The sequence below is a fragment of the Geodermatophilus sabuli genome (assembly GCF_010686765.1).
In the GTDB taxonomy this organism is placed as follows: Bacteria; Actinomycetota; Actinomycetes; order Mycobacteriales; family Geodermatophilaceae; genus Geodermatophilus; species Geodermatophilus sabuli_A.
This window is the reverse complement of record NZ_JAAGWF010000002.1, coordinates 306,007-329,827: the sequence shown is the minus strand read 5'-3', so window position 1 is coordinate 329,827 and position 23,821 is coordinate 306,007. Positions and strand designations below refer to the sequence as shown.

22 protein-coding genes and 1 pseudogene are annotated in these 23,821 nt (G+C 71.6%); 4 read left to right on the top strand and 19 right to left on the bottom strand.

The window, feature by feature from the left end; genetic code table 11:
* Positions 1-134 precede the first annotated feature (134 nt).
* The 3 genes from GCU56_RS01710 to GCU56_RS01700 all read right to left on the bottom strand — a co-directional run bounded on the left by GCU56_RS01710 (position 135) and on the right by GCU56_RS01700 (position 2,949).
* Complete coding sequence (locus tag GCU56_RS01710) at positions 135-1,055, bottom strand: RNA polymerase sigma-70 factor (protein WP_345771577.1); 921 nt, start codon at positions 1,053-1,055, stop codon at positions 135-137.
* A complete protein-coding gene (locus GCU56_RS01705) occupies positions 1,052-1,999 on the bottom strand; it encodes an NAD-dependent epimerase/dehydratase family protein (RefSeq protein ID WP_163479760.1) in 948 nt (315 codons plus the stop codon). Before GCU56_RS01705 ends, GCU56_RS01710 begins: the two co-directional genes overlap by 4 nt.
* A 314-nt stretch (positions 2,000-2,313) precedes the next feature.
* Positions 2,314-2,949: a hypothetical protein gene (locus GCU56_RS01700; RefSeq protein ID WP_163479759.1), complete on the bottom strand. Its 636-nt coding sequence runs from the start codon at positions 2,947-2,949 to the stop codon at positions 2,314-2,316.
* Between the two features lie 369 nt (positions 2,950-3,318).
* Between GCU56_RS01700 and GCU56_RS01695 the strand changes: the two genes are divergently transcribed.
* Positions 3,319-4,278, top strand: coding sequence for a hypothetical protein (locus GCU56_RS01695; protein WP_204331257.1), 960 nt, complete (start codon positions 3,319-3,321; stop codon positions 4,276-4,278).
* Between the two features lie 397 nt (positions 4,279-4,675).
* Here GCU56_RS01695 and GCU56_RS01690 read toward each other — a convergent pair whose 3' ends face one another.
* The 3 genes from GCU56_RS01690 to qcrB form a co-directional block, all read right to left on the bottom strand.
* Positions 4,676-5,629 (bottom strand): sigma-70 family RNA polymerase sigma factor, encoded by a 954-nt coding sequence (locus tag GCU56_RS01690; RefSeq protein ID WP_163479758.1) that lies wholly within the window; start codon positions 5,627-5,629, stop codon positions 4,676-4,678.
* A 10-nt stretch (positions 5,630-5,639) separates the two neighbouring features.
* Positions 5,640-6,971 carry an FAD-dependent oxidoreductase gene (locus tag GCU56_RS01685; protein ID WP_204331256.1) on the bottom strand — a complete coding sequence of 444 codons (1,332 nt, stop codon included), beginning with the start codon at positions 6,969-6,971 and terminating at the stop codon, positions 5,640-5,642.
* A 244-nt stretch (positions 6,972-7,215) separates the two neighbouring features.
* On the bottom strand, positions 7,216-8,925 hold the full coding sequence (qcrB, locus tag GCU56_RS01680; protein WP_163479790.1) for a cytochrome bc1 complex cytochrome b subunit: 1,710 nt from the start codon (positions 8,923-8,925) through the stop codon (positions 7,216-7,218).
* Between the two features lie 638 nt (positions 8,926-9,563).
* Here qcrB and GCU56_RS01675 point away from each other — a divergent pair.
* Positions 9,564-9,719 (top strand): hypothetical protein, encoded by a 156-nt coding sequence (locus GCU56_RS01675; protein WP_163479757.1) that lies wholly within the window; start codon positions 9,564-9,566, stop codon positions 9,717-9,719.
* Here GCU56_RS01675 and GCU56_RS25460 read toward each other — a convergent pair.
* Positions 9,688-10,278, bottom strand: coding sequence for an rRNA adenine N-6-methyltransferase family protein (locus tag GCU56_RS25460; protein ID WP_163479756.1), 591 nt, complete (start codon positions 10,276-10,278; stop codon positions 9,688-9,690). The two genes, GCU56_RS01675 and GCU56_RS25460, sit on opposite strands and share 32 nt — an antisense overlap.
* Before the next feature lie 219 nt (positions 10,279-10,497).
* Here GCU56_RS25460 and GCU56_RS01665 point away from each other — a divergent pair, with 219 nt between their 5' ends.
* Positions 10,498-10,647, top strand: a complete 150-nt coding sequence (locus GCU56_RS01665) for a hypothetical protein (protein WP_163479755.1) — start codon at positions 10,498-10,500, stop codon at positions 10,645-10,647.
* Between the two features lie 598 nt (positions 10,648-11,245).
* Here the strand turns inward: GCU56_RS01665 and GCU56_RS01660 are convergent.
* The 10 genes and pseudogenes from GCU56_RS01660 to GCU56_RS01625 form a co-directional block, all read right to left on the bottom strand.
* Positions 11,246-12,142 carry a hypothetical protein gene (locus tag GCU56_RS01660; RefSeq protein WP_163479754.1) on the bottom strand — a complete coding sequence of 299 codons (897 nt, stop codon included), beginning with the start codon at positions 12,140-12,142 and terminating at the stop codon, positions 11,246-11,248.
* Positions 12,143-12,153: 11 nt separating this feature from the next.
* The gene (locus GCU56_RS25825; protein ID WP_440588723.1) at positions 12,154-12,738 is read right to left on the bottom strand and encodes a nucleotide disphospho-sugar-binding domain-containing protein; all 585 of its coding nucleotides are present in this window, start codon (positions 12,736-12,738) and stop codon (positions 12,154-12,156) included.
* Positions 12,692-13,300: a sigma factor-like helix-turn-helix DNA-binding protein gene (locus GCU56_RS01655; RefSeq protein ID WP_204331255.1), complete on the bottom strand. Its 609-nt coding sequence runs from the start codon at positions 13,298-13,300 to the stop codon at positions 12,692-12,694. The genes GCU56_RS25825 and GCU56_RS01655 overlap by 47 nt, the downstream gene beginning before the upstream one ends.
* A gap of 161 nt (positions 13,301-13,461) precedes the next feature.
* Positions 13,462-13,536, bottom strand: a pseudogene (locus GCU56_RS25455) (hypothetical protein); the annotation flags it as partial.
* Positions 13,537-13,625: 89 nt separating this feature from the next.
* Positions 13,626-14,540, bottom strand: a complete 915-nt coding sequence (locus GCU56_RS01650; RefSeq protein ID WP_163479753.1) for an NAD-dependent epimerase/dehydratase family protein — start codon at positions 14,538-14,540, stop codon at positions 13,626-13,628.
* An 879-nt stretch (positions 14,541-15,419) separates the two neighbouring features.
* Complete coding sequence (locus GCU56_RS01645; RefSeq protein ID WP_163479752.1) at positions 15,420-16,163, bottom strand: SDR family oxidoreductase; 744 nt, start codon at positions 16,161-16,163, stop codon at positions 15,420-15,422.
* 399 nt (positions 16,164-16,562) lie between these two features.
* Entirely contained in the window at positions 16,563-16,778 is a 216-nt protein-coding gene (locus GCU56_RS01640) for a hypothetical protein (RefSeq protein WP_163479751.1), read from the bottom strand.
* A 34-nt stretch (positions 16,779-16,812) separates the two neighbouring features.
* Entirely contained in the window at positions 16,813-18,333 is a 1,521-nt protein-coding gene (locus tag GCU56_RS01635) for an NAD(P)/FAD-dependent oxidoreductase (RefSeq protein ID WP_345771575.1), read from the bottom strand.
* Positions 18,334-18,741: 408 nt separating this feature from the next.
* Positions 18,742-20,340, bottom strand: coding sequence for a CYTH and CHAD domain-containing protein (locus GCU56_RS01630; protein WP_163479749.1), 1,599 nt, complete (start codon positions 20,338-20,340; stop codon positions 18,742-18,744).
* 182 nt (positions 20,341-20,522) lie between these two features.
* The gene (locus GCU56_RS01625) at positions 20,523-21,029 is read right to left on the bottom strand and encodes a hypothetical protein (RefSeq protein ID WP_163479748.1); all 507 of its coding nucleotides are present in this window, start codon (positions 21,027-21,029) and stop codon (positions 20,523-20,525) included.
* A gap of 332 nt (positions 21,030-21,361) precedes the next feature.
* Between GCU56_RS01625 and GCU56_RS01620 the strand changes: the two genes are divergently transcribed.
* Positions 21,362-21,619, top strand: coding sequence for a hypothetical protein (locus GCU56_RS01620; protein ID WP_163479747.1), 258 nt, complete (start codon positions 21,362-21,364; stop codon positions 21,617-21,619).
* On the opposite strand, the gene GCU56_RS01615 is transcribed toward GCU56_RS01620, so the two are convergent.
* Entirely contained in the window at positions 21,610-21,978 is a 369-nt protein-coding gene (locus GCU56_RS01615; RefSeq protein WP_163479746.1) for a hypothetical protein, read from the bottom strand. The two genes, GCU56_RS01620 and GCU56_RS01615, sit on opposite strands and share 10 nt — an antisense overlap.
* Positions 21,979-22,473: 495 nt before the next feature.
* Complete coding sequence (locus GCU56_RS01610; RefSeq protein WP_163479745.1) at positions 22,474-23,610, bottom strand: glycerophosphodiester phosphodiesterase; 1,137 nt, start codon at positions 23,608-23,610, stop codon at positions 22,474-22,476.
* Positions 23,611-23,821: the final 211 nt, after the last annotated feature.

Here is a 23,821-nt window from a genome sequence, read left to right as displayed (position 1 = left end):
TCGGCGGTTCGGCGGTTCGGCGGTTCGGCGGTTCGGCGGTTCGACCCATGGTCCATTCCACGCGGGAGGAGCTCTCGATAGACGGCCGTCGGGCTTGCTCGAGCCGGGTCGGGCATCGGTATCCACTGGCCAGCTCAGTCACGCGGCCGTCGCCCCAACGCCCAGACGTCGGCGACGGGGCCGAGGTGCCGCAGCTTGTCGGGGTTGATCACTGACCGGACGGCCTGCACCTTGCCGTCGGCGATGTCGAGGGCGAACACGTTGATCAGCTCGCCGGCCCGGGTTCGGACGACCGCGCCCGGCTGGCCGTTGACCTCGTGCCGCTCGACCGCCAGCTTGTGCGTGAGCAGCTGCTTGCTCATCGCCAGGAACAGCCGCGCGACCTTCGCGGCGCCCACGATCGGGACCGCCCACTGCGGAGCCTTGCCGCCGCCGTCGCCGTACGTCCTTGCGTCGGCGGCCAGCAGGGAGACCAGGCCGTCGAGATCGCCGTCGGTGAACGCGGCGAAGAACTTGTCGGCGAGGTCGTCGCGCTGCTCGGGCGTGGTGTCGAACCGCGGCCGCTCGGCCTGCACGTGACGTCGCGCGCGGCTGGCGAGCTGGCGGCAGTTCGCCTCCTCCTTCTCGACGATGGACGCGATCTCGTCGTACCCGTAGTTGAACACGTCGTGCAGCAGGAACACCGCACGCTCGACCGGGTTCAGCCGTTCGAGGACGAGCAGGAACGCCATCGACACCGAGTCGGAGAGCTCCGCGTGCGCCGCCGGGTCGTGGGAGGTGTCGGTGAGCAGCGGCTCGGGCAGCCACTCGCCGACATAGGTCTCTCGTCGTACGACGGCCGAGCGCAGCCGATCGATCGAGAGCCGCGTGACGACGGCCGAGAGGTACGCCTTCGGCGACTCGATGACGGCGCCATCCTCGAGTGCGTGCTGGTAGCGGATGAACGCCTCCTGTACGACGTCCTCGGCGTCGCCCGCGCTGCTGAGCATCCGGTAGGAGATCGAGAACATCAACGGGCGTAGCTCGCGGAACGCCGCTTCCGTCGAGGTGCTCACGCCGCAGCCTTCGGTACCTCGTGCAGCCCGTGCCGGAACCCGGTTCGCCAGGTGGCCCACGTCGGGTTCCAGTCGAGCTCCCGCTTCGCCTTGGCGTTCGAGGCGCCGCGCGCCTGCGTCATCCACTGCACCGTGGTCTCCCCGGCGGCCATCCGCCCGAGCCAGGTCGGCACCCGCATCGGCCGCTTCGCGCCGATGCACTCCGCCAGGTACGGCAGCCACTCCGCCACGGTCGCCGGCTCGTCGTCGACGATGTTGTAGATGCCCGCGTGTCCGTGCTCGACCGCAGCGACCGTTGCCGCTGCTGCGTCGTCGAGGTGGATCCAGGACCAGACGCCGGCGCCGTCGCCGATCATCGGCATCTTGCGCTGCTGGACCAGCTCGACCAGCTCCTCAGAGGCGCCGGGGCCGTAAAAGTTGCCGTACCGCAGCACGACGCCCTCCAACGGGGCCGCCGTCACGGTGCGCTCGAGGTACGCGACAGCGTCGATGCTTTCACGCTGCCACTTAGCGGGGTGCGGGTCGAGAGGGTCGGCCTCGGTCTTGACCGGGCCACCTTCGCGGATGTTGGTCCAACCGGTGTAGCTCTGCGCGACCAGCTTTCTCACGCCGGCCGCCTCAGCCGCCGCGAGCAGGTGCCGGGTGCCCTCGGTCCGCAGCGCGTTGGTGGTGTGGAACCACTCGTCGAACTTCTTGAGGTTGGCGCCGCCTGCCAGCGCCGACATCTGATGCACGATCACGTCCGGGCTCGCGAGCGACACCGCCTCACCGACAGCCGCCGCGTCCAGCCCGTCGAGCGCCACCGGCTCGGCGCCGAGGGCGCGCAGCATGGCGAACTTCCGCTCGCTGCGCGTCGTCGCGACGACCTGATGGCCGTTCGCAACGAGCTGCGGGATCAGACGGATACCGATGGCACCGGCGGCACCCGCAACGAAGACCTTCATCTCTTATCTCCCGTCGTGTTGGCACGTTGTGCACTCGACGACGAGACGCCTCATCGGCCTGTGACAGGTCCGCCCGATTCTCTGCGTCATGTCACAGACTGTGGACATTGGATCAAGGCAACTCATGCGGCTCGTCGCAGAAGAGGACGCCGCAGAGACCGAACGTGTGTGATCCTGTCCGACCTGGGGGGCTACGTTCCGACCATGTCCACGAAGCCGCGCACACCGCGCTCCTCCCCCGCCGGGGCGGCCGCTGGTGGGACGGCTCCCACTTCGCGGTGCCAAAGTCCCCCCTCGGACACGAGATCGGCCCGTTACGGGCCGGACAGGAGCCCCACGGCCCTGAGGATCGCCGGCAGGCCGAGGAAGACGCTCCCGAGCACGACGGGCGCGCCGCAGACCCCGATCAGCATCACGCGCCGGCCCAGCGCGGCCCGGCGGGCGTAAGAGATCGCGAGGACGCCGAACCCCGCGGCGCCGAGCAGCATCGCCAGCACGTAGCCCACGGACGCGGCGTCGACCTGCTCCGCATCGCCGGCAGAGCCGGCCAGCATGACCACCGCCTGGGTGATGCTGCCGGCGACGTACACCGCCAGGGTGGCAAAGGCGGCCCACAGCAACGTGCCGACTGTTCTGGGTCCCAGGAATCGGGGCGTACGGCTGACCGCCAGGAGGGCCACCGCAGCTCCCATGACCTTGAGCGCTGCCACGAACCAGTCCACCACCGAGAGGGCCGCCGCGTCGTCGGCGTACTGACCGACCTCGAAGTGGTCCGTGAGTTCGAACCAGACGCTGACCGCGGCGAACCCGGCGCACCACAGGGCGACGAGGAGCCCGACGGCGACCACGAACGGGCCGGGCGGGGTGGGCGGGCGCGGCTCGACGGTCGGTCTGGTCTGCATCGAGTCGGTGATCTCCGAGATCTGCGTGCTCGCGGGGATCTCAGCCATGAGGCGGGCTCCGTACGCGTGGGGCGATGAGGGTCCGATCGCTTCGGTCGAGCCGGTAGACGTACTCGTCAGTGAGACGAGACACCCCCAGAGCCTGTGACGTCAGGAGCGCCATGTGGCCGGGCGCATGGGGAGACCACCCCCGAACCCACGCCGACGTCCCCATGTCACAGACGGACCAGGTCACCTCGTCTCGATCTTGAGCCGGGACGCGAGTTCCGGCACGGACGCCTCAACGACTGAGGCGACCGCTTCGACCGTTGCCGAGCCGGCTCGGTGTCTGTGGCACACACAGCCGGCTCGGCTCCCTGGGAGGAACCCATGATCGGATGCTCAGGCGCGGACCCCGAGGCCTCGGCTCGACCCACCGTGCTCATCGGCGTGGTGGTCGGCCTGGCCGCCGCGATCTGCCTCATGCTGTTGGCCTTCTCCGCACCCCCGATGAACTCCGGTCCCCACGACCTGCCGCTGGCGATCTCGGGACCGGCTCCGGCTGTCAGTCGGCTGCAGAACGCCCTGGACGAGAAGAGTCCTCGCGGCTTCGACGTAGCGGTCTACGCCCGTGGCGACGAGGTCACCGGTGCGATCGAGGATCGCGATGCCGTGGGCGGGATCTCCCTCACGCCCGAGGGAGTCGAGGTCAAGACCGCCTCTGCCGCGGGGGTGCCGTACACCACGCTGCTGCACGACGTCGGCGACGGACTGGCGGCCGAGGGGCTGGCTGTGGTCTACACCGACGTCGTACCACTCACCGACGACGACCCGACCGGGGCCGGAATCGCCGCGCTGGCTCTTCCGCTCGCCATCGGTGGCACGGTCTCAGCCGTTCTGCTCTCGACACTCTCTCGCCGTCGAAGGGCACTGCGTGTCGCCGGCTCGGTTGCCTTCTCCGCTCTGGCCGGGCTGGCCACGACAGCCATGCTCCAGTACTGGCTCGGAGCCGTCGACGGAACCTACTGGGGCACCGCGGCTGGGGTGGGGCTCGGCATCGCCGCGATCTCGCTCACCATCCTCGGCCTCGAGTCACTGCTGGGGTACGCCGGTATCGCGATCGGCGCCCTGACCATGGTCTTCGTGGCCAACCCCCTTTCTGCACTCGCCACAGGGCCGGCCTGGCTGCCGCAACCCTGGGGTGACATCGGTCAGCTCCTCCCCATCGGTGCGGCGGGAACGGTCATCCGCTCCGCAGCCTTCTTCGACGGAGCCGGCTCCCAGCGCGCCCTCCTCGTGCTCGGCGGGTGGATCCTCCTCGGGCTGGTCCTCCTCGTCGTCTCCCTCCGCAGACCGACCACGACACTGCGGGCGCACGTCGGAGGTGAGCCGGGGTGACCTCGACCGCCCCCTGTCCGTGCCACCGGTGATGACCGAGAACCGATCCAGCACGTCGATCCCCGAGTGAGCCGTCCGCTGCTCCCACGCCTCGCGGAGCACCACATCGTCGCCGCCGAACGGGCCGCAGGCTCACGCTCGCGCAGCTCCGCGGATGGCCAGTGATCCGACGATCCTCGTGTTCGTCGGATGAGACCCGATCGTGCTGGCGGTCGGCGTCCCGCCCCACGCTGCGACTGGCTGTTCGAGCGAGGTGACGACCGCCGCAGGAGCAACGGACGTCGTCCGCGCAGGCGGTCGGCAGGCCACTGCACGGTGTTCGGTGTGCGGCTGATCCCTTCCGACGGACTGATCGATCGGCGGGCGCGTCCTGCGCCTGGCTGCGGCCGGCGTCAGGTCACCACTGGGCCATGAGCGGGGTGTCCCGTTCGTGCTGCCGCCAGGCTGCAGTGAGGCGGACGAGTCGGGTGGGGGCGGCGATGCCACGCACCGTTGCGATCTTGCCGCTGGTGATGTCGAACCCCACTGCGCCGACGACCTGGTCGCCGACGACGAAGAGGATCGCGGGTGCGCCGTTGACGAGCGCGTAGTGGACGGCAGGCGTGCCACCGGCCAGTCGCCGCTTCGCGGGTGCGGGTGCGAAGCCTGCCCGTGCGACAGCGGCGATGCGCTGTGGAGTGTCGTACTGCAGCAGCGTCTCGGTCAGGCCGGCGCCGTCGGAGATCGCGGTCGCGTCGTCGGTGAGCAGCGTCACCAGCCGTTCGGTGTGGCCCGAGGAGGCAGCGATGAGGAATTCCTCGACGATCCTGCGAGCGAACGTCGGGTCGACCTCGTCGCCCGCCCGACGCGCGGCGGTGATGCGGCGCCGGGCCCGGTGGAGGTGCTGTTGGCTCGCGGACTCGGTGATGTCGAGGATCCCGGCGATCTCGCCGTGGCTGTAGGTGAACGCTTCGCTCAGGAGGTAGACGGCGCGTTCGTGGGGTGACAGGCGTTCCATGAGAGTCAGCACGGCCAGAGAGACCGATTCGCGCTGTTCGAAGGTGTCGGCCGGGCCGAGCATCGGGTCGCCGTCGAGGAGCGGTTCGGGCAGCCAGGCGCCGACGGTGCGTTCGCGGCGGGCTCGTGCCGAGCGGAGTCGGTCGAGGCACAGGTTGGTGACGACCTTGGTCAGCCATGCTTCCGGCACCTTGATCCGCTGTCGGTCGGCGGCCTGCCAGTGCAGGAAGGCATCCTGCACAGCGTCTTCGGCGTCGGCGGCGGAGCCCAGCAACCGATACGCCAAGGAGGCCAGCCGGTTCCGGCTGGCCTCGAACCGATCGGTGTCGAACCGATCAGTGGCGGTGCTGTCCATCCTGCTTCCCCTAGGCGGCTGCGCGATCGCCTTCTCGACGGGACGCAACAGGTGCGGCGACCACACGGCGTTGGCGCTTGGGCAGGCCGAAGGTCGGGTGCGAGACGGCCCACAGCGAGGTCGTGACGATGCCCGCCTTGATCCGCGCGGCCGTCCGGCCCCCCACGTACTTCGGCTTCGGGCGCCCTTCGTCGTCGACGGTCTGCAGGATCCCGTCCCGCCGTCCAAGGCTGATGTGGTTGCCCGGGTAGACCAGCTTGGTGTTCGGGATCTCAGAACCGGTCAGGCGTCCCACGATCGCGTCCATGGCCTGTCCGCCGGTGTAGCCGGCCGAAGCGCAGGACATCGGCAGCGGCCGGCCGTTGTCGCCGATGGCGTAGACGCTGTCCCCGGCGGCATAGACGTTGGGGTGCGAGACCGACCGCATGGTGCGATCCACGAGTATCTGACCGTTCTCCGCGACGTGCAGCCCGCTGGCGGCGGCGATCGGGTTGACCGCGAATCCAGCGGTCCAGACGGTCGCGTCGGACTCGAAGACGGTGCCGTCGGCGCCGATGGCCCGCGTCGCCTCCACGGCTTCGATGGTGGTGTGCTCCACGACCGTGACACCCAGCCGGTCGAACACCCGACGCAGATGGCGACGCGCCCCCGGCGAGAGCCGCGCGCCCAGTTCGTCGCGGGCCACGAGCGAGACCGACAGGTCAGGCCGGGATTCGGCGAACTCGGCAGCGGTCTCGATGCCGGTCCACCCGTCGCCGACGACCAGCACCTCTCCGCCTTCCCTCAGGTCCTCCAGGCGACCCCGCAGGCGCAGCGCCGCCGGACGACTCGTGACGTGGAAGGCGTGCTCGGCCACGCCGGGGACACCGTGGTCGGCGACGGCGCTGCCCAGCGTGTACAGCAAGGTGTCGTAGCCGATCTCGCCGTCGCCGTCGGAGTCGGCAACGGCGACGACCTGACGCTCGGGGTCGACGGCGGTCACCCGGGCCAGGCGCAGCCGTATCCCCGTTCCCGCGAAGACGTCGGTGAGGTGCGGAGCCGCGATCTGCTGTCCTGCCGCGAGCTGGTGCAGCCGCAGCCGCTGGACGAAGTCCGGCTCGGCGTTGACCACGGTGATCTCGGTGTCCGCCGGCGACAGCCGGCGAGCCAGGTGCCCGGCAGTGAAGGCCCCGGCGTAGCCGGCGCCGAGGACGACGATGCGGTGCTTCATGTTGCTCCCGTCGGTTCGTTGCTCCATGTGGATTGAGCGGAACGGCACCCCGATCGCTGACAGGAACGGCGTGTGGCATGGGTCACGCAGCCGCAGCAGCCTGTCCTGCTCGACCCTGGGCGACCGCCTCACCGGCCATCGCTCCGTCCAGCCCGTCCAGCACGACGCCGTCGGCGCCCCGTTCCTCGAGCAGGCCGAGCCGGTCCGAGCGTGTCGTCGTGGCGTCGACACAGCGGCCCCGCCCGATGAGCTGCGACACCGGTCGCCGTCCCACGACACCTGGATCGCCGGCCACGAACGCGCGCACGCTGTTCGCGTCCCGTCTCTCCGGAGTTCCGCTCGCGTGTGAGACGAGTGGCCGCCGCCGCCTGTGACATCAGCTGGCGGGCTCTCGGCCTCTCGCGGGGTGGGCCGCTCCCGGCCCAGGGCGCGCGGCATCCAGCTGGAGGTCGACCTGGGCCGCCGTCTCGATCGGCGAGAAGAACCCGCGGACGGTGCGGGGAGCGGCGCCGACCTGGTTGAACTTCTTGGGCACCGGAGCACCGCCGTACTGCAGGAGACCGTGGCCGTTCCGGTCGACGGGGCCGAGGGGCTGGTGCACCTCCACGAACCCGCCGTGCGGCAGCCGCCGGAGGACGCCGGTCTCGATGCCGTGGTCGAGCACCTCGCGGTCGTGCATCTGCAGACCCAGACAGATCCGGTAGGTGGTCACGTAGGCAATGGGTGGGAGGACGATGCAGCCGATGCGCCCGACCCAGATCATGGCGTTCAGGCTGATGTCGAACGTCTCGGCGATGACGTCGCCTGCGCCCGCGAGCAGGAGCACGACGTAGAACGCGATCGCCATCATGCCCAGGGAGGTCCGCACCGGGACGTCGCGCGGGCGCTGCAGGAGGTGGTGCTGCGCGGTGTCGCCGGTCAGTCGCCGCTCGATGACGGGGTAAGCCGCGAGGAGCGTGAAGAGGATCCCCGGCAGGACCACGGTGGGCCAGAACATGGCCGGGATCGTGTAGCCGCCGGGGAGGACGATGTCCCAGGCGGGGAACAGACGATTCGCCCCTTCCAGGAACATCGTGTACCAGTCCGGCTGCGCGGCCGCCGACACGTGCGCCGGGTCGTACGGGCCCCACAGCCACACCGGGTTGATCTGCACCAGGCCGCCGAGGACGGCGCAGACGCCGACCACCAGGAAGAACAGACCGGTGGCCCTGCCGGCGTGTGTCGGGAACAGGCGGTTGCCGACGAGGTCGTGCTCGGTCCGTCCGGGGCCGGGGAACTGGGTGCGCTGCTGCTTCGCTGTCAGCAGCAGGTGGACCGCGACCAGGACGAGCATGACGGCCGGGACCAGCAGCACGTGGAGGACGTACAGCCGGCCGATGATCACCTCGCCGGGGAAGTCGCCGCCGAACAGTGCGAAGTGCGCCCACGTCCCGATCAGCGGGATCGACAGGATGATCGCGCTGACGATCCGGAGGCTGGTACCCGACAGCAGGTCGTCCACCACGGTGTAGCCGGTCACGCCGTCGAGGAGCGCCAGGGCCAGGAGACCGACCATGATGATCCAGCTGCTCCCCCGCGGACGGCGGAAGCCGCCGGTGAAGAAGAGGCGCAGCAGGTGCAGCACGATCGCGGCGACGAGGAGCAGGGCGGCCCAGTGGTGGAGCTGCCGCATGAACAGACCGCCGCGGACGTCGAACGACAGGTCCAGTACCGAGTCGTAGGCGGCCGACACGTCCAGGCCTCGTAGCGGCGCGTAGGACCCTTGATACGTGACCTCGCGCATGGAGGGGTCGAAGAAGAACATCAGGTAGATCCCGGACAGCAGCAGGACGATGAACGAACAGACGGCGATCTGCCCGAGCACGAACGACCAGTGGTCCGGGTACACCGTGTTCAACGTCCGACGCAGCCAGCTCGATGGGACGAACCGGTCGTCGGTTCCCGCGGGGGGCTGGCCGATGCCGGCTGCCGGGGCGGGGCGCCTTCTCCCGGTTGCCCTGCCCGGAGCTGCTCTGCCCCGAGGTGCAGGCGCTGCTTCCGCCTGGCGCCTCCTCCCCCGCTGCCCACGAACTCCCCTCACGACCATCACCTTCCGGATCAGGAGGTTGTCCACGCACCGGGGACGAGGCAGCACCACCGTCTGTGACATCGGGAGGGACACCTCTCCTGACCTCCGCCCGGCGTGGGCGGCGAAGGCAGCGGATCTGCTGCTCGCCGGTGCCACAGCCGAAGGGGCGTAGCAGGGCCTCCCCGCCCGTCCGAGCACGTGATCGGGCCTCGACGGGCGTGCCCGCTCCGCGCATTCCTCCGCCTTGCGGACGCCAGGGCTGGCCTGGGCGAGAAGCCGATCGGTCCCGTCGCGCCACGGTCCATGTGCTGGACGTTCTTGGACGAGGCATGCACCGTCGAGATGGCCGTCATCGGAGACGCGACCGTGCCGGGTGTCGAGGGGGGCGACCGCCTCGCCGGCCGATGCCCCGTCGAGCTCGTCCCGGGAGACTCGGTCGGCGCCCAGCTCCTCGGGCAGGCAAGCCGGCCTGGCAGACGGAAGGACCACGCCATGGGGCGACCCGGCGGCGGCACATCGGCGAGCAGCGGCAGCGTCGACCCTCGATGGGTGCCGTGCGAGTGAGGTGCTGCGCCACGATGTCGCTGTGCCCGATGAGATGTGGCTGTTCGCGGGTGACCAGCGCGGCGGCCTGGTGCGGCCGCAGCCCGTGATCGATGAGGATCCGGCTGGCGCTGACCACGTACCGCCTCGTGGCCGATCGGATCCTGGTCCGGGTGTACGCCACCGATCCCCCCGGCGGCGGACTCGACGTCCCACATCGGACCGGATCGCCGGCCATCAGCATCCCCGACACGGTGCGCAACGACTGACGCCCAGGGGGCGACCCGACCGTCCGCGGCGCCGGACCCGCAGTACGACGGAATCCGTGCGCGGTGGCGGGGAGAAGGCGCGGCGGGGCACGGGCAGGCCGAGCGACACGGTCCAGCGACCGCTACCCGGTCGTTCGGCCACCAGACGCTGGGCCGCCGACCGTTGCAGGAGCACATCGGCGGCGACGAGCGTGCGAGCGGTCAGCAGCCGTCGCACGAGCGCCGTCGTCCCTGCGTAGGGCGGACTGGCCACGACCCGGAAGGGTCGCCCCGGCCAGTACACATCGGCCAGGTCGGCCTCCACGACGGTCACCGCCCGCCCGGCGAAGGACGTGCGCAACCACTCGGCCCGAGCCGGGTGCAGTTCCACCGCCAGGACGCGCGCGCCGGCGTCGAGCAACGGCCCCGTCAGCGCCCCGAGACCCGCTCCCAGGTCGAGGACCAGCTCCCCACGCCGCACGGCTGCCGTCTCGACGATCCGGCGAGCCCAGGCCTCATCGAGCGGATGCCAACCCCACGCGCGCCGAGACCTTCGCGTCCGATGTGCCGTTTCGGACACGGCGGACCATCACTAGACACGTCATGCCGTGAGGTTCGTGGGGCACCGCGGGCCGTCGCAAGCGATTTCGGGACGAGCGCAGCAACAGGGCGGACCGACCCCTCGATGCATCCGCTGCGGACCGGCGACCCTGGACAGCCGAGGGGATCCACCACCCTCCGGATCGATCGGGGCCTCGGAGCGGACGGACGGCAGCGCGCGCGGGCGATCCGGCCGGAGATGATCCTCAGGCCGATCGGGGCGGCCCGGACGCGGACACCGGGCCGGGCGGACCCGATCGACGACGACCCCGGGGAGAGCGCAGACACGGCGCTGGACCACGTCGACGTCGTCCTGATGGACACGTCGAGCCCGACGTCGACGCCCTGACCGCCACGGCGCGAACCACCACGCGAGACCCGCATCCCCACGTCGTCGTCCGGAGACCGACGAGGAAGCGACCGCTCCGGCCGACCTCTCGGGGTAGACGTCCGGCTGATGCGCGGGCCTCCGCAGCCATCGACGCACTCGTCCACGAGGGCCCGATCCTCTCGCTGTGGGACCAGTCCGCAGATCTCGGTGAGCTGGAAGCGCACGCCATCGACTCGACGCTCCAGAGTGCCGCTGACACGGTCCGAGCCGTGGCTGATGCAGTCATGAGGGGGCGATTCCGACTCTTCGCGTCATCAGGTGACGGCTTGCCGACCCAAGGGACGTGATCGGTGACTCCGTTCGCCCGCATCCTGCGACGGACCCCGCCGCCGCCGCCGAGGGTCACCTCTGGTGCTCATCTCCGATCGACCGGCCTGGGTGTCAGCCGGGCCCAGCATCGGGTCCCCCGCGAGCAGCGGCGCGGAGCCTTCGCGGTTGCACGTCGCCGGACTGGGTGACGGCAGGGACCCGCCCGGCGGGCATGCAGAGCCAGACCGACCGGGTTCGTGCGCGCGCGGCGTGGCACGCCTCCACTTCGTTCTCCAGCCCCCGCGACTCAGGCCGCGTGGAGGCGATCGTGGGCCAGATGTCGACGCAACAGCAGCAGCCCGTAGATGGAGCTACCGGAGATGGTCAGGACCCCGATGAGGAGCATCGCGCGGCTGGGGTGCCCACCGTCGGCGAGAAGCACGTGGGTGGGCGCTTGCAGCGCGGCCGTGGTGCAGCCGACCCAGACGGCGAGCCACGCCAGTCGCGGTGCTCGTCCGGAGATCCCTGGCAGTAGCGGCGCCAGGAGGCCTGCGACGGCCAGCAGGCCGGTCACGACGAGTGTCGTCCGTTGCACCACAGCGTCCATGGCCTGAGGCCCGGTCGATCCCGGACCGGACACGCCCCACCACAGCATGGCCGCGCCGAAGGGCACCAGGCCGAGCCCGCCGGCCACGCCCACCCACACGGGCGGAGGGTGCGGGGCGCGACGCAGGACGTGGCTCCACCGAACCGCGGCGTAGCGCGCGGCGAGCACCACGATCCCGATGGCCATCAGTCCGAAGCCGCCGTAGACGACGGCGAAGACCCATGGACGCAGGTGTTCCATGCCGCCCGTGCGCACCTCGCCCTGCACCACGAGCTGGAGGACGCTGCCGATCGGCAGCCCGAGCAGGATCGGAGCCAGCAGCCCGGTGGCACCCGCGCCGAGGCTGAGCATGATCCACGCAGGAACACGTCGTCCCCAGCCAGAGCTCAGCGCCAGGGCCAGCCCGACGGCCATCAGCTCCAGCAGGATCGTGAGGTTGTTGCCCACGACCATCCGGGTGCTGTGCAGTTCTGCGAGCGCGGTGTCGTCCTGCACCCCGATGCTGGCTCCGGTCAGCCACACCACCTTGAGGGCGATGTACGGCACGACCGCAGCGACGACGAGTCCGAGAGCGACCGGCTGGATGCGCACTCGCACGTCTCCTCCTCCTAGCTGGAGCACTCGGCCAGGCGTTCGACTCCGTCGTCGTCGCCGGCGATCAGCAGTTCCGCGGCCGTACTCGCCCCGTTGACGCCGACATCCGCGGCCACCGCGGTTGCTCGCGCGCTGGCCTCCGGTGTCAGTACCGTCCTCAGCGCGACTGACAGGGACTGGACGGTGGGGGTCGGACCGTCGTGAGCGGCGCCGATACCGAGTTCAGCGACGCGGCGGGCCCAGTAGACCTGGTCCCCGCCTCGAGGCACCACCACCTGCGGTACGCCGGCCCGGGCAGCCGTGGTGGGTCGCCGGCGTCGAGGAACGTCAGCAGCTCGGCCGGGAGTGGGCGCTCGTCGGGCAGGATCCACGCACCGGTCTGCATGACGTCGAAGCGCTCGGGCCCGCGCCACGGGGCCAGTGCCGGGTCGGCGGCCAGCAGGGGTCGGGCGGTGAACAGGAACTCGCCGACGTCCCCGACCGGTGGCAGGCCGATCGAGGCTCTTCCGTGCGTTGCGAGCCGGAGTTCGGGCTGGGCATCGCTGCCGGCACTCAGCGGCCGCGAGCCTGCTTGACCTCTCGGTGGAGGGCCCAGGCATCTGCTACCGGGCCCAGGTGCCGGAGCTTGTCGGGGTTGCCGACCGAGCGGACGGTCTGGACCTGCCCACCCAACAGGTCCAGCGCGAGCGTGGAGGCCACCCTGCCCTCGCGGTCCCGGAGGATCGCGCCGGGCTGACCGTTCACCTCGCACCGTTCGAGGGTCGCGCCGACCCGGGCGAGGTCGGCGAAGATCGCCGCCAGCAGGCGCGCGACCTTGTCCACGCCCACCACGATGCGGCTCAGTGCCGGGGCCTTGCCTCCGGCGTCGCCCACGAGTTGGACGTCCGCGGCGAGCACGTCCCTCAGTCCCTCGACATCGCCGTCGCGGAACGCGTCGAAGAACCGGGCCGCCAGCACGTCTCGTGCCTGGCGGTCCACCTCGAACCGTGGCCGTCCGCTGTCGATGTGGCTTCGAGCCCTCACCAGCAGCTGGCGACAGGCGGCCTCGGATCGCCCGACCGCAGCGGCCACGTCAGCGAAGTCGTAGGCGAAGACCTCCCGCAGCACGAACACCGCGCGCTCGAGGGGCGACAGGCGTTCGAGCAGCAAGAGTGCCGCCATGGACAGAGAGTCCGCCAGCTCTGCCGACCGGGCGGGATCCTCGTACGGATCGGTGAGGAGGGGCTCAGGCAGCCACTCCCCCTGTACTGCTCGCGCCGAACGCGCGCCGAGCGCAGCACGTCGATCGAGATCCTGGTGACCACCGCGGAGAGGAATGCCTTGGGTGACCGGGGCCGCGCCGCGGTCGACTCGTAGCGCAGCCAGGCTTCCTGCACCGCGTCCTCCGCCTCGGCCACGCTGCCCAGCAGGCGGTAGGACAGGGAGAAGAGCAGGGGCCGCAGCTCTTCGAACTCCTCGGTGCGGTTCACGACAGCCACCTCCGTCCTCACGCCAGTTCCTCCCGGAAACCCTGACGCCACGAGGGGTGGCGCAACACCCAGCCCAGCTCACGTTTCGCCTTGGCGTTGGAGAAGCCCCGCCCCTCCGTCATCATGCCGACCGCCATGTCGCCCGCGAGCACTCGAGCGAGCCACACCGGGATCCGCCGGGGAGGTTTCGCTCCCGCGCACTCGGCGAGGAACGGAAGCCACTCCGAGACCGGCGCCGGCTCGTCGTCGACGATGTTGTAGACGCCCGTGCAGTCCTGCTCCACCGCCAGGACCGTGGCACTTCCCGCGTCGTCCACGTGGACCCACGAGGTGTAGCCGGTGCCCCGGCCGACGATCGGGAGCAGGCGCCTGCGCACCAACGCGACCTGCTCGTCGTTGGCCCCCGACCCGTAGAAGGCGCCATATCGCAGGGCGACCCCGCCGGCCTCGGTGACGACCTGCTCCAGGTGGGCGAGCGCCCTGGTCCCCTCGGTCATCTCGAGGGGATCGTCCTCCGTCTTGACCCACCCACCCGTCCGTGCCCCGTTGAAGCTGCCGTGGCTCTGGGTCACGACCCGTGCGACGCCGGCCGCGCGAGCCGCGTCCAGGAGGTGCTCGATCCCCTCGGCACGGAGCCGGTTCGTGGCCGCGAAGAACCGGTCGGGCCTCCGCGGGTTGGCCTTGCCTGCGTGCCGTCCGGAGAGACCGGTCATCTGGTTGACGATGACGTCCGGCTTGGCCGCCGCCACCACCTCCCCGACCGACAGCGGGTCGAGCCCGTCCATGACCCGCCCCTCGGCGCCGAGCCGCTGGAGGAGTCCCAGCTTGGCGGAGTCCGTGGTCGTCGCACTCACCTGATGGCCTCGCGCGACGAGTGCGGACACCACACCGCGACCGATGACCCCGCTCCCACCTGCCACCAACACTCGCATCGTCAGCTCCCGTTCTGTCTCGTCGCCGGTATGGAGAAGACGAGACAGCGCGGCCCCCTGTGACGTGTTCCTGTCGCTCCAGCTCCAGACTCCGCCGCGTACGCGGACACGAGCTCCCCGAGAGCCTGTCCTCGGGAGACCTGACCGGTGGACGTTCCGCCGACGGGTGACGCCGGGGCGAGTCAGGCCGCCGCACGGGTCAGCCAGCCCGCACAGGTGGACACTCGCTCGTATCGGTGGCCCTGTCTGTGCGCTCGCGCGTTCGCGGGAAGGTGCACCGGATCTCGCTGTAGCGGTCCGTGTCATGGGGCCGTGGCCAGCCAGCCCCGCGCGCTGAGGGTCGCGGTGCCGGCGCGAGATGCAGACCCTCCGCGCCGGCGGTCGCCGTCACAGCGCGCACAGCGCTCATGTCCGGATCCACGCGCCTGCAGCGCCGACCCGGTGTCGACGACGGCGATGAGGTGGTCGGCCCCGGTCTCCTCCACGCGCGGAGGAACGGCTGCGTCGAAGGAGCGCGGGTCGAGACCGACGGAGGCCGCCACCTCGACCGGATCCACGTGCGCGCCGAATGTGGCCGCCTCCTGCTGCATGGTGAGCCGCTCGCGGGACGGTCTCACCTCGCGCAGGCGCGTGCCGATCTCCTGCGCGATGACGCCTTCCGACGGCGGTGAGACCCGGCCGGAGTGCACCATCCACCACCGTGCGCCCCGCGCGTTGTGGCCGGCGCCGAACACCTCAGGTCGACGACGGCCACGGGGTTCCCGCTGAGCGGATCGGTACCGAACACGTCCACGATCGCGAAGAACGCGCCGGCTCCGACGTCGCCGATGGATGCTGGTGAGGGTCGACGCGAGTGGTCGGTCATGTTGCTCTCTTCCGTCACTGGCCGGCGAGCCAGGAGTCGAACGTCGTGGACCCCAGCCGCGCCGTCGGCTCGGGCAGGAGCACCTCGCCGGCAGCCTCCACGCCGAAGGGACCGTCGCGCCAGCTCGGCACCAAGCGGGTGCGGTCCCCCCGGGCGGTGAGGATGCGCCGCGCCATGTCGACGAAGTCGTGTGCCTCCGGCCCCGCCAGATCGCGGGTCCGGCCCTGTGGCGGGCCGGCGGCCACCTCTGCGAGCACGGCGGCGACGTCGTGGACGGCGACGGGTTGGACCAGCAGCGGCGGGATCGGGGCAGCCCCCTGGGCGGCGGTCCAACCCACGACCATGGCGGGGAGCTCGAAGAACTGCGTGGCGCGCTGGATGGTCCACGGCACGGGCCCCCGCTCCACCATGGCCTCCTGGCGCCGCTTGCCGTGGTAGTGGCCGTTGCCCCGGATCCGGTCGAGCCCCACGATCGACACCACCACGTGGTGTCGGACCCCAGCACGTTCCTCGGCCGCGAGGAGGTTGCCGGTGGCTGTTGCGAAGAACGACTCAGCCTCCGTCGGATCGGCAGCGACCGTGTTGGTCACATCCACCACCGTGTCGACGCCGTCCAGCGCCGCGTCGAGGCCCTCTCCTGTGCTGAGGTCCACACCCGTCGAGCGGGTCACCGGGACGACGACATGGCCTCCGTGCTGCAAGGCACTGACCGTCGGCGTCCCCACCAGACCCGTCGCACCGACCACCGCGATCCGCATTGCACGCCGTCCTCTCTGATCCGGTTTTCGTGAGCACTGGTCCGTCGGACGTCCTTCGTCCACCGTGTCGGCGTCCCGTCCCCGGCCCGTCAGGACCGGGGACGCCGACGTCGATCTGCCGGATGAGTTGCTGGGTCACCGTGCTGCCCTGGTCCATCTGCGCAGGCAGGTGCGGAGCGAGCTGTCGGCACCTCGGCCGGGAGGCGCGCGTCTCGGACCGAGCTCGTGGCCGGAATGGCGTACGGGTCCCCTTTGCGGACCATGTGGACGTAGACGACTCCGCCGAGAGGGTCATGGGTCCTCATCGCCTGCTCCTCCAGCTCCCGAGGGTGTCGGTGACCGTCCGGTGATGGACCGGACGGGGAGCGTTCCCTGCTCGGCCGGGTGGCCGGTGACCGCTCAGATGACCAGCTGGACCTCGCGGGCCGGGACACCTTGAGCTGCGGCATGTGCGTACGGATGGGCGAAGGCGTACTGCGCGTCGGCGGCGTCAGCGTTCAGAGCGAGGCATGCGCCGGTGCTCCAGTTCCAGACGACAACCGTTGCCGTGGAGGTGTTCCGGTCCCAGGACAACGTGACCTCGACCGCACCGTGGCGACGGCGCGCGAGTTCCAACAGGGGGACTCTCCGAGACCTGCTCGACGGCATGTCACTCACCTCGATCAGCGGTCTGAGACGTCATGTGGCGGGCTACCCGCAGCGGGCTGCACTGCCTCGGCCGAGCTCCCTGGAGCTCACGAGCGTCCTGCGGTGCGACGTGTTGCAGCGCTCGGCGCTCGAAGCCCGACTGAGCCGGGGAACCGGCGCGGTCCTCGTCGCGAGGCCGGGTGACCACGGCGTGCTCGCCGGACATGGAAGGCGCGAACCGCGGACCGAGATGCTCCAGCGCCAGTCGGCCGTACACCTGCTGCTGGGTGGCTACCCGCTGAGCGCGGCCACGGCCGATGAAGCTGAGCAGCCAGTGCAGCACGATCGTCACCCGGCTGGTGAAGCCCACGATGGACACGAGGTGGACGGCCAGCCACATCGTCCAGGCGGTGACGCCCTCGAAGTGGAGCCTGCCGAGGCGCACCACCGCAGAGAACCGCGAGACCGTCGCCATCGAGCCCTTGTCGACGTACCGGAAGAACCCCAGAGGGGCCTTGCCTGCGATCCGGCGCTTGATGGCCGTCGCGGCGTACCGGCCCCCCTGGATGGCGACGTGGGCCTGCCCCGGCAGGTCATCGAGAGCTGCCAGGTCACCGACGACGTGCACCTCCGGGTGGCCGGGCAGCGTGAGATCAGGGAGCACCGCCACGCGGCCGGCGCCGTCGAGCTCCGCGCCGGACTGCTCGGCGAGCACCCCGCCGAGTGGGCTGGCCTGCACACCGGCGGCCCAGACCTTGGTGGCGGCTGGGATGCGCTGAACGTGGCCGTCGGTGTACTCGATGTCGACGCCGTCGGCGTCCACGTCGGTGACCGTCGCGCCCAGCTGCACCTCCACACCGACCTCGCCCAGCCGCTGGCGGGCCGAGCCGCCGAGCTTCTCGCCGAAGGTCGGCAACACCGCGGGGCCGGATTCCACCAGCACGACCCGGGCGGTGGCCGGATCGATGCTGCGGAAGTCCCGACGTAGCCTGCGCCGCGCGAGCTCGGCGATCTGACCGGCCATCTCCACACCGGTCGGACCGGCGCCGACGACCACGAAGGTCAACAACCGGTCCAGCTCAGCCGGGTCGCCGGTCAGCTCCGCCAGCTCGAAGGCCCCGAGGATGCGCCCCCGCAACTCGAGCGCGTCATCGATGCTCTTCAGGCCCGGCGCGAAGTCGGCGAACCGGTCGAGGCCGACGTACGACGGGCCGGCACCGGCGGCCACGATCAGCTCGTCGTAGACGTGCACGTTCGTCCGACCGAAGGCGCTCGAGATGACCATCCGGGCGTCGAGGTCGATGTCGGTGACCTCACCGAGGACCACTCGCGCATTGTCCTGCCGGCGCAGGACCTCCCTGGTGGGGGCGGCGATCTCCCCCTCGGACAAGGTCCCGGTCGCCACCTGGTAGAGCAGTGGCTGGAACAGGTGGTGACCGGTCCGGGCAATCAGGGTCACATCGACATCGGCCCTGCGCAGGGCCCGCGCGGCGAACAGGCCGCCGAAACCCGACCCGATCACCACCACTCGGGTCCGCCTCACGTCGCCGTGTTGGGTGCTCATTGCCCCTCCGGATGCTGATGGGGGATGAAGCGTTCGCAGGTGTCTCGGTCTCCGGGATGACGGCGGGTCCGGTCCACCTCGCGTCTCACGTTCCATGGTCACCGAGCGGGTTCGCGCGGCTGCTCCACACCCGAGACGACACAGGCAAGCCGTCTGTGACAATCAGAGGGGAAGACCCGGGAATCGTCGGGCTGTGCGTCGAGCGCCCGCAGCGTCACGGGACCGGTGAGCTGGCTCCGTCCGCTGGACTCCCAGTCACGTCCGCGGCATCGCCCTTGTTCCCGGCAGTGCCGTTTGCGCTGGTCAGTGGTGCGAGGCTCCCACCGCGGTCCGTCGACGGTCGCTCCCGCACGGCCCGCGTTGCTGTAGGGGCCGCCGGTCGGGCCTTCAGCGCAGCCAGCGGTGCAGGGCCTTGCGGCGGGCGGCCTTCCAGGCATCGTCGAAGTGCTGCTGGGACTGGGCGGCGCGCGCTTCCTCGAGGGCGTGGAGGCGGCCGTAGAGGAAGGCGGCTCGGGTCGAGGGCGTGTGCAGCGCCAGGTCGTGGAGCCGCTGCCGGGTGAGGACGGAGTCCTGGTGCTCCCCCAGCGTCTCCTGGACCGCCTCCATCGCCTCCGCGAAGGCGGTCGCGTCCTGGCCGAAGACCCGGTCGACGGACTCGGCGGCGTACCGGGAGGCCTTGGCCGCCTTGCGAGCGTCGTGCAGCAGCTCCTCGCGCTCGTCACCGTCCGGACGGGCCGCGGCGTCCTCCACCAGGCTGCGCACCACGGCGAAACTGCGCGCGACCAGCCGCGGCAGGACCGTGCCCGCCGGCGCGGACGCGCGCTCGGTGAGCGGCGGAGAGTCGACGAGCTCCTCCAGCGTGGCGATGAGCCGGTGGTAGCGGTCGCCGTCGAGCTCGGCGAGCACCCGGTCGTGGGCGCTGCGGTAGGCCTCCCCCAGTTCCTGGCCGGCGATGGCGGCCGCCGGGCCGCGCTCGACGCCGTCCGCCTCGCTCCGGACGGCCGCGGCCACCCGGTCGCGCATCACCTCGGCGTCGCGGGCGGCGCCGAGCTCGCCGGCGAGCCACTTCAACTCCGCCCGCAGTGGCTTGGCGACGTCCGCGGCGACCAGCGGCTTGAAGGTGGTGAGCGCGCTGCGCAGACGTCGAGTGGCCACGCGCATCTTGTGGACGGCGTCGGGGGCGTCCAGCCGGACCGGCAGGTCCTGGGCCCGCACCTGCGCGACCTGCTCGCGCAGGTGGGCGAGCAGGACCTCCCCCGCAGACGTCTTGGCGGTCAGCTTCGCCGCCTTCCCCGTCCGCGGGCGCGCTCCCTCGGTCCCGACGCCGTCCGTCCCGAGCAGCTGCGCGAGCTTCGAGGCCGCACCGGCCGCGCGCAGGCCCTCGGCTCGCAGCCTGGCGTCGACGCCGTCGAGCAGCTCGGCGTGGCCGCCGACCAGTTCCACCTCGATCTCGCGCCACGACGTCGGCGCCCCGGCCGCGTCGCCGCTGCCCTCCGACGGCAGCAGCCGCCGCGCGGTGACCCGGTCGTCGGCGATCTCCGCCAGGACCTGCCCGGTGGGGTCGACCAGACGCCGGACCGTGCGCTGGGTGACGATCTCGGCAACCGGGACCAGAGCAGCGCCACGGCTGTGGATCCACACCAGGTTGCGCAGCGAGGAGGGCACCGTGCGGGCGGCGCGGCCGGCCGGGAGGCGCACCTCAGACCGGGCATCGCGCCCGGCAGGGACCTTGAGATGCCACCCGGCGTCGTCCCCGCCGGTGCGCCGGCGCAGCGTCAGCCCGGCCGCCGCCAGCCGGAGGTCATCGGTGTCGAAGTAGGTCGCCGTCAGCCGCTGCTGCACGGAGTCACCCTCGGCGAGCGGGATGAGCCCATCGGCGCCGGCGCCCTCGGCCGAGGCTCCCCGCACCAGCTCGGTCAGGGACGGCAGCTCGAAGGCATCGTCGGCGGCGTACTTCTTCTCGACTTCCAGGTGAACGGCAGGCATCCAGCAGGTGTACCTCACGAAGGTGAACGAGCTCCCCCGCAGGTCAGCGTGCCGGCCCGGCGGGGCTGCTGCCGGCCACCGCCGGCCGGCCACCGGACCGACGGCCGCCTCGGGCGTCTCCGTCGATGCACCCCTGAGCGCCGGGGCAGCAGCCGATCACGACCGCTGCCCCGGCGCACGGATCAGGCGGCGAGCGTCAGGCTCCGGACGCCGGAGGTCACCGTGAGGGCCAACCGCCGCCCGACCCGCAGCCCCTGGTCGGCGAGGGCGAACGTCGCCTCGATGACGTCCTGGGGCCGCACCAGCGCCGCCGGCACGATGCTGCGGACGATCGTCGTGACGCCCTGGACCGCGCCCACCACGGCGTCCTCACCGCTGCGGGCGGCGTCGGCCAGCTCCCGCCGGGCCCGCTCCTGCTCCTGGGTCCGCAGCTCGGCCAGCAGGTCGGCACGCACCGACTCGACCAGCCGCTCGGCGCGCTCGTCGTCCCGGTGCCCGTTCGACGCCGCGGCCAGCAGCTCGCCGGCGACGACACGCCGCGCGCGCTCGGTGACGTCCTCCTGGGTCCGGGCGAGCTCGTGGATCTCGCGGTCCGAGGGATCGGTGGACGTGGCCGGCGCGTGGTCGGGCACGTCGGTCGCGGTGGGGTCCGGGGAGGTCGGCTTGGTGGTCTTGGTCGGTCCGGTCATGTGGTCCTCCTGTGCTCGGTCCTTGGGGTCCCCAGCGTTCGCGCTGTACGTGAACGGCGAGCGGGCCCTGGCGGCACAGCCGGCGAGGGCGCGCCGAACACGAGGCACGGAGGCACATCCGAGGCGGGAGCCACCTCGCGTGCCTCGACGTCGGTCACCGTGCGCCATCGACGAGCCGGTCATCCGCCGACCGAGCCCCTCTCCACGGGTCGTCAGGCTCTGACACCTCAGCTCGCCACGCCGCGGTGGCCAGGTGAGGGGGCGAGCAGCTGATGACCTCGGCTCCGCACACCGCCTGCAGCGCGCCGCGCGGCGTGCGCCATCCTCATGCCGTGAGCACCATCCAGTCGCCGCGGCGGGAGCACCGAGTCGTCAGGCTGGAACATCCGCTCGACGGGCAGCCGGTGGACCCGTGGGTCGCCGACGTCCGGCCTGGCACCCTGTACGCGGAGTGCGCGTGTGGATGGTGCAGCATCGGTGAGGAGACCGCCGTCATCACCGCCGCCCTGCTCGGTCATCGGGTCGACGTCTGCGACGGCTCGTCGGTCCTCGTCGGGGACCAGCCTGCGCCGCAGGACCGTCATCCCTGACCAGCAGGTCCGTCGGCCGGATCCTGCGCCGTCGCCCTCGCGTGCGGGACGCTGCCGGCCCCGCCACGACGGCGGGCCGTGACGGCGACCGGACCGAGCACGAGCACGACGGCCACCACGAACGGGCTCAGCCCACGGACGGAGACCTCCCCCGTGCTGAGCCAGGCCGCTCCCGTGGTGCCGGCGGCCACCGCCAGCCAGGTCAGTGACAGACCCCTGATGGCGGCGTCATCGCCCCGTCGTCCGTCCTGGTGTCGGCTCACCCTCCGGCCCGGACCCCGGGGGCTCATCAGCTGACCGGCCGCGAGCGCCAGCGCCGCTGCCACGAGCAGGTGGACCGCGCCGAGGAAGACCTCCACCGCTGATCTCCTCCCGCCCGGGATCCGCCCGAGCCAGCCTCGGCCGCGCACGTGAACGGCAGAGGGGGAGGCAGCGGCCGGAGCGGGAGGTCGCGTGGAACTCGAGCCGGCTGCGGCGCCGCCGGACGGGCTGGCATCCGCCTCGGCCACGGGCAGCAGCAGGTGGTGAAACCGTCGCGGGGTCCCTCGCGCGACCCGCGACGGCGGTCAGCCGGCGGTGCCCGGATCCCCGACGAGGTGGGTCATGGGCCGCCCGAGGGAGCGTTCGACCCCGCGCGGCAGGTCCCCGCGCAGCCACCGGGGGATCCCCCGCGGCAGCGTGGACACGATGATCTCGTCCGCGGCGAACCGCCCGTGCGCGAGCTGACCCGCCGGGCACCGACTCGACGACCGTAGGCAGCGGGGGGCCGGACGCTCACCGACGATCCGGGGAAGTTCTCCGACGACGAGTCAACGACCGGGACCACCCGCGGGGCATGCCCGTCCCCACGAACGTCAGGCGGCGGCTTGCTCGCCGCCTGACCGGAACAGCTCCCGGGACACCACGCCGGTGTCGGGATCGTCGGTGAAGATGCCGTCGATGCCCGTGTCCCAGTACAGCAGCTGCTCCTCCAGCGCCCGGCCGTAGTCGTCGGGTGCGGCACCCTCTCGCAGGTCGGTGGGCAGGAACGTGTTCTCGTTGCGGAACGTGTACGGGTGCACCAGCAGGCCCGCGGCGTGCGCGTCGTCGACGAAGGACGTCGGTTCCCCCAGGCTCCCGTCGGGCTCGCGCGGGATGACCTGCGCCTTCTCCGGACCGGCTCCCGACGCGTACTCGGCGATCTCGGCGAGGCCGGCCGCTGTGGACAGGTCGGCGTACGTCCGCGGGTCGCCGGCGGCGACCAGGTCGTAGGGGGCGCCGGTGGCCGAGAGCAGCTGCACCAGCGGCACCCGGACGCCGGCGTCGGCCAGCTCCCTGAGGTTCGTGGTCTCGAACGACTGGATGAAGACCGGCGACCTCCGGCGGTCCAGACCGGCCTGGCGCAGGTCCTCGAGCAGCGGCTCCTCGAGCGAGAGACCGAGGTCGTCGAAATGGGTCGGGTGCTTGGTCTCGATGTAGACGCCGATCTCCCGGTGCAGCTCCTTGCTCAGCCGCTCGCGCAGCTCCAGTACCTCGTCGAGCGTCGGCACCTGGTAGAGCCCGTCGTACAGGGTGTTCTCCTCCCGCACGTCCGGCAGCCGCTCCACCGCGCGAAGGCCGCGCAGCTCCTCGAGGGTGAAGTCCTCGGTGAACCACCCGGTGAGCTCGACGCCATCGACCGTCGTCGTCCGGCGGCGGTCGGCGTACTCGGGGCGATCGGCGACATCGGTCGTGCCGGAGATCTCATTCTCGTGCCGCGTCACCAGGACGCCGTCGGCCGTGCTGACCACGTCCGGCTCGACGTAGTCGGCGCCCATGCGGGCGGCGAGCTCGTAGGAGGCCAGCGTGTGCTCGGGTCGGTAGCCCGAAGCTCCGCGGTGGCCGATCACGAGCAGCTCCCCGGCCTGCGCTGGGTCCGGCTGCGGGGGCGCACCTGCTGCCGGCCCGGCGAACAGGAAGGGGACGACGACGAGGGCCGCGGCCGTCGAGGCGCGTCGGCGGTGCAGGGACATGCGGGCTCCCGAGGGGCTCGGACGACGACCCTCGCCGTCCGCCCCCGACCGAGCCCACCGAGTCGGGGTGGACGACCCGCCGCCGTCGAGGCGAACACCGCGTGAACCGGCCCGGCAGCCACGCCGTCCGGGCACGCACGGCGCTGCTCGACCGGGTCGTGTCCTGGAGCACCGCACGGGTGCCCATGCGCGCTGCCGATCGGCGCCGGAC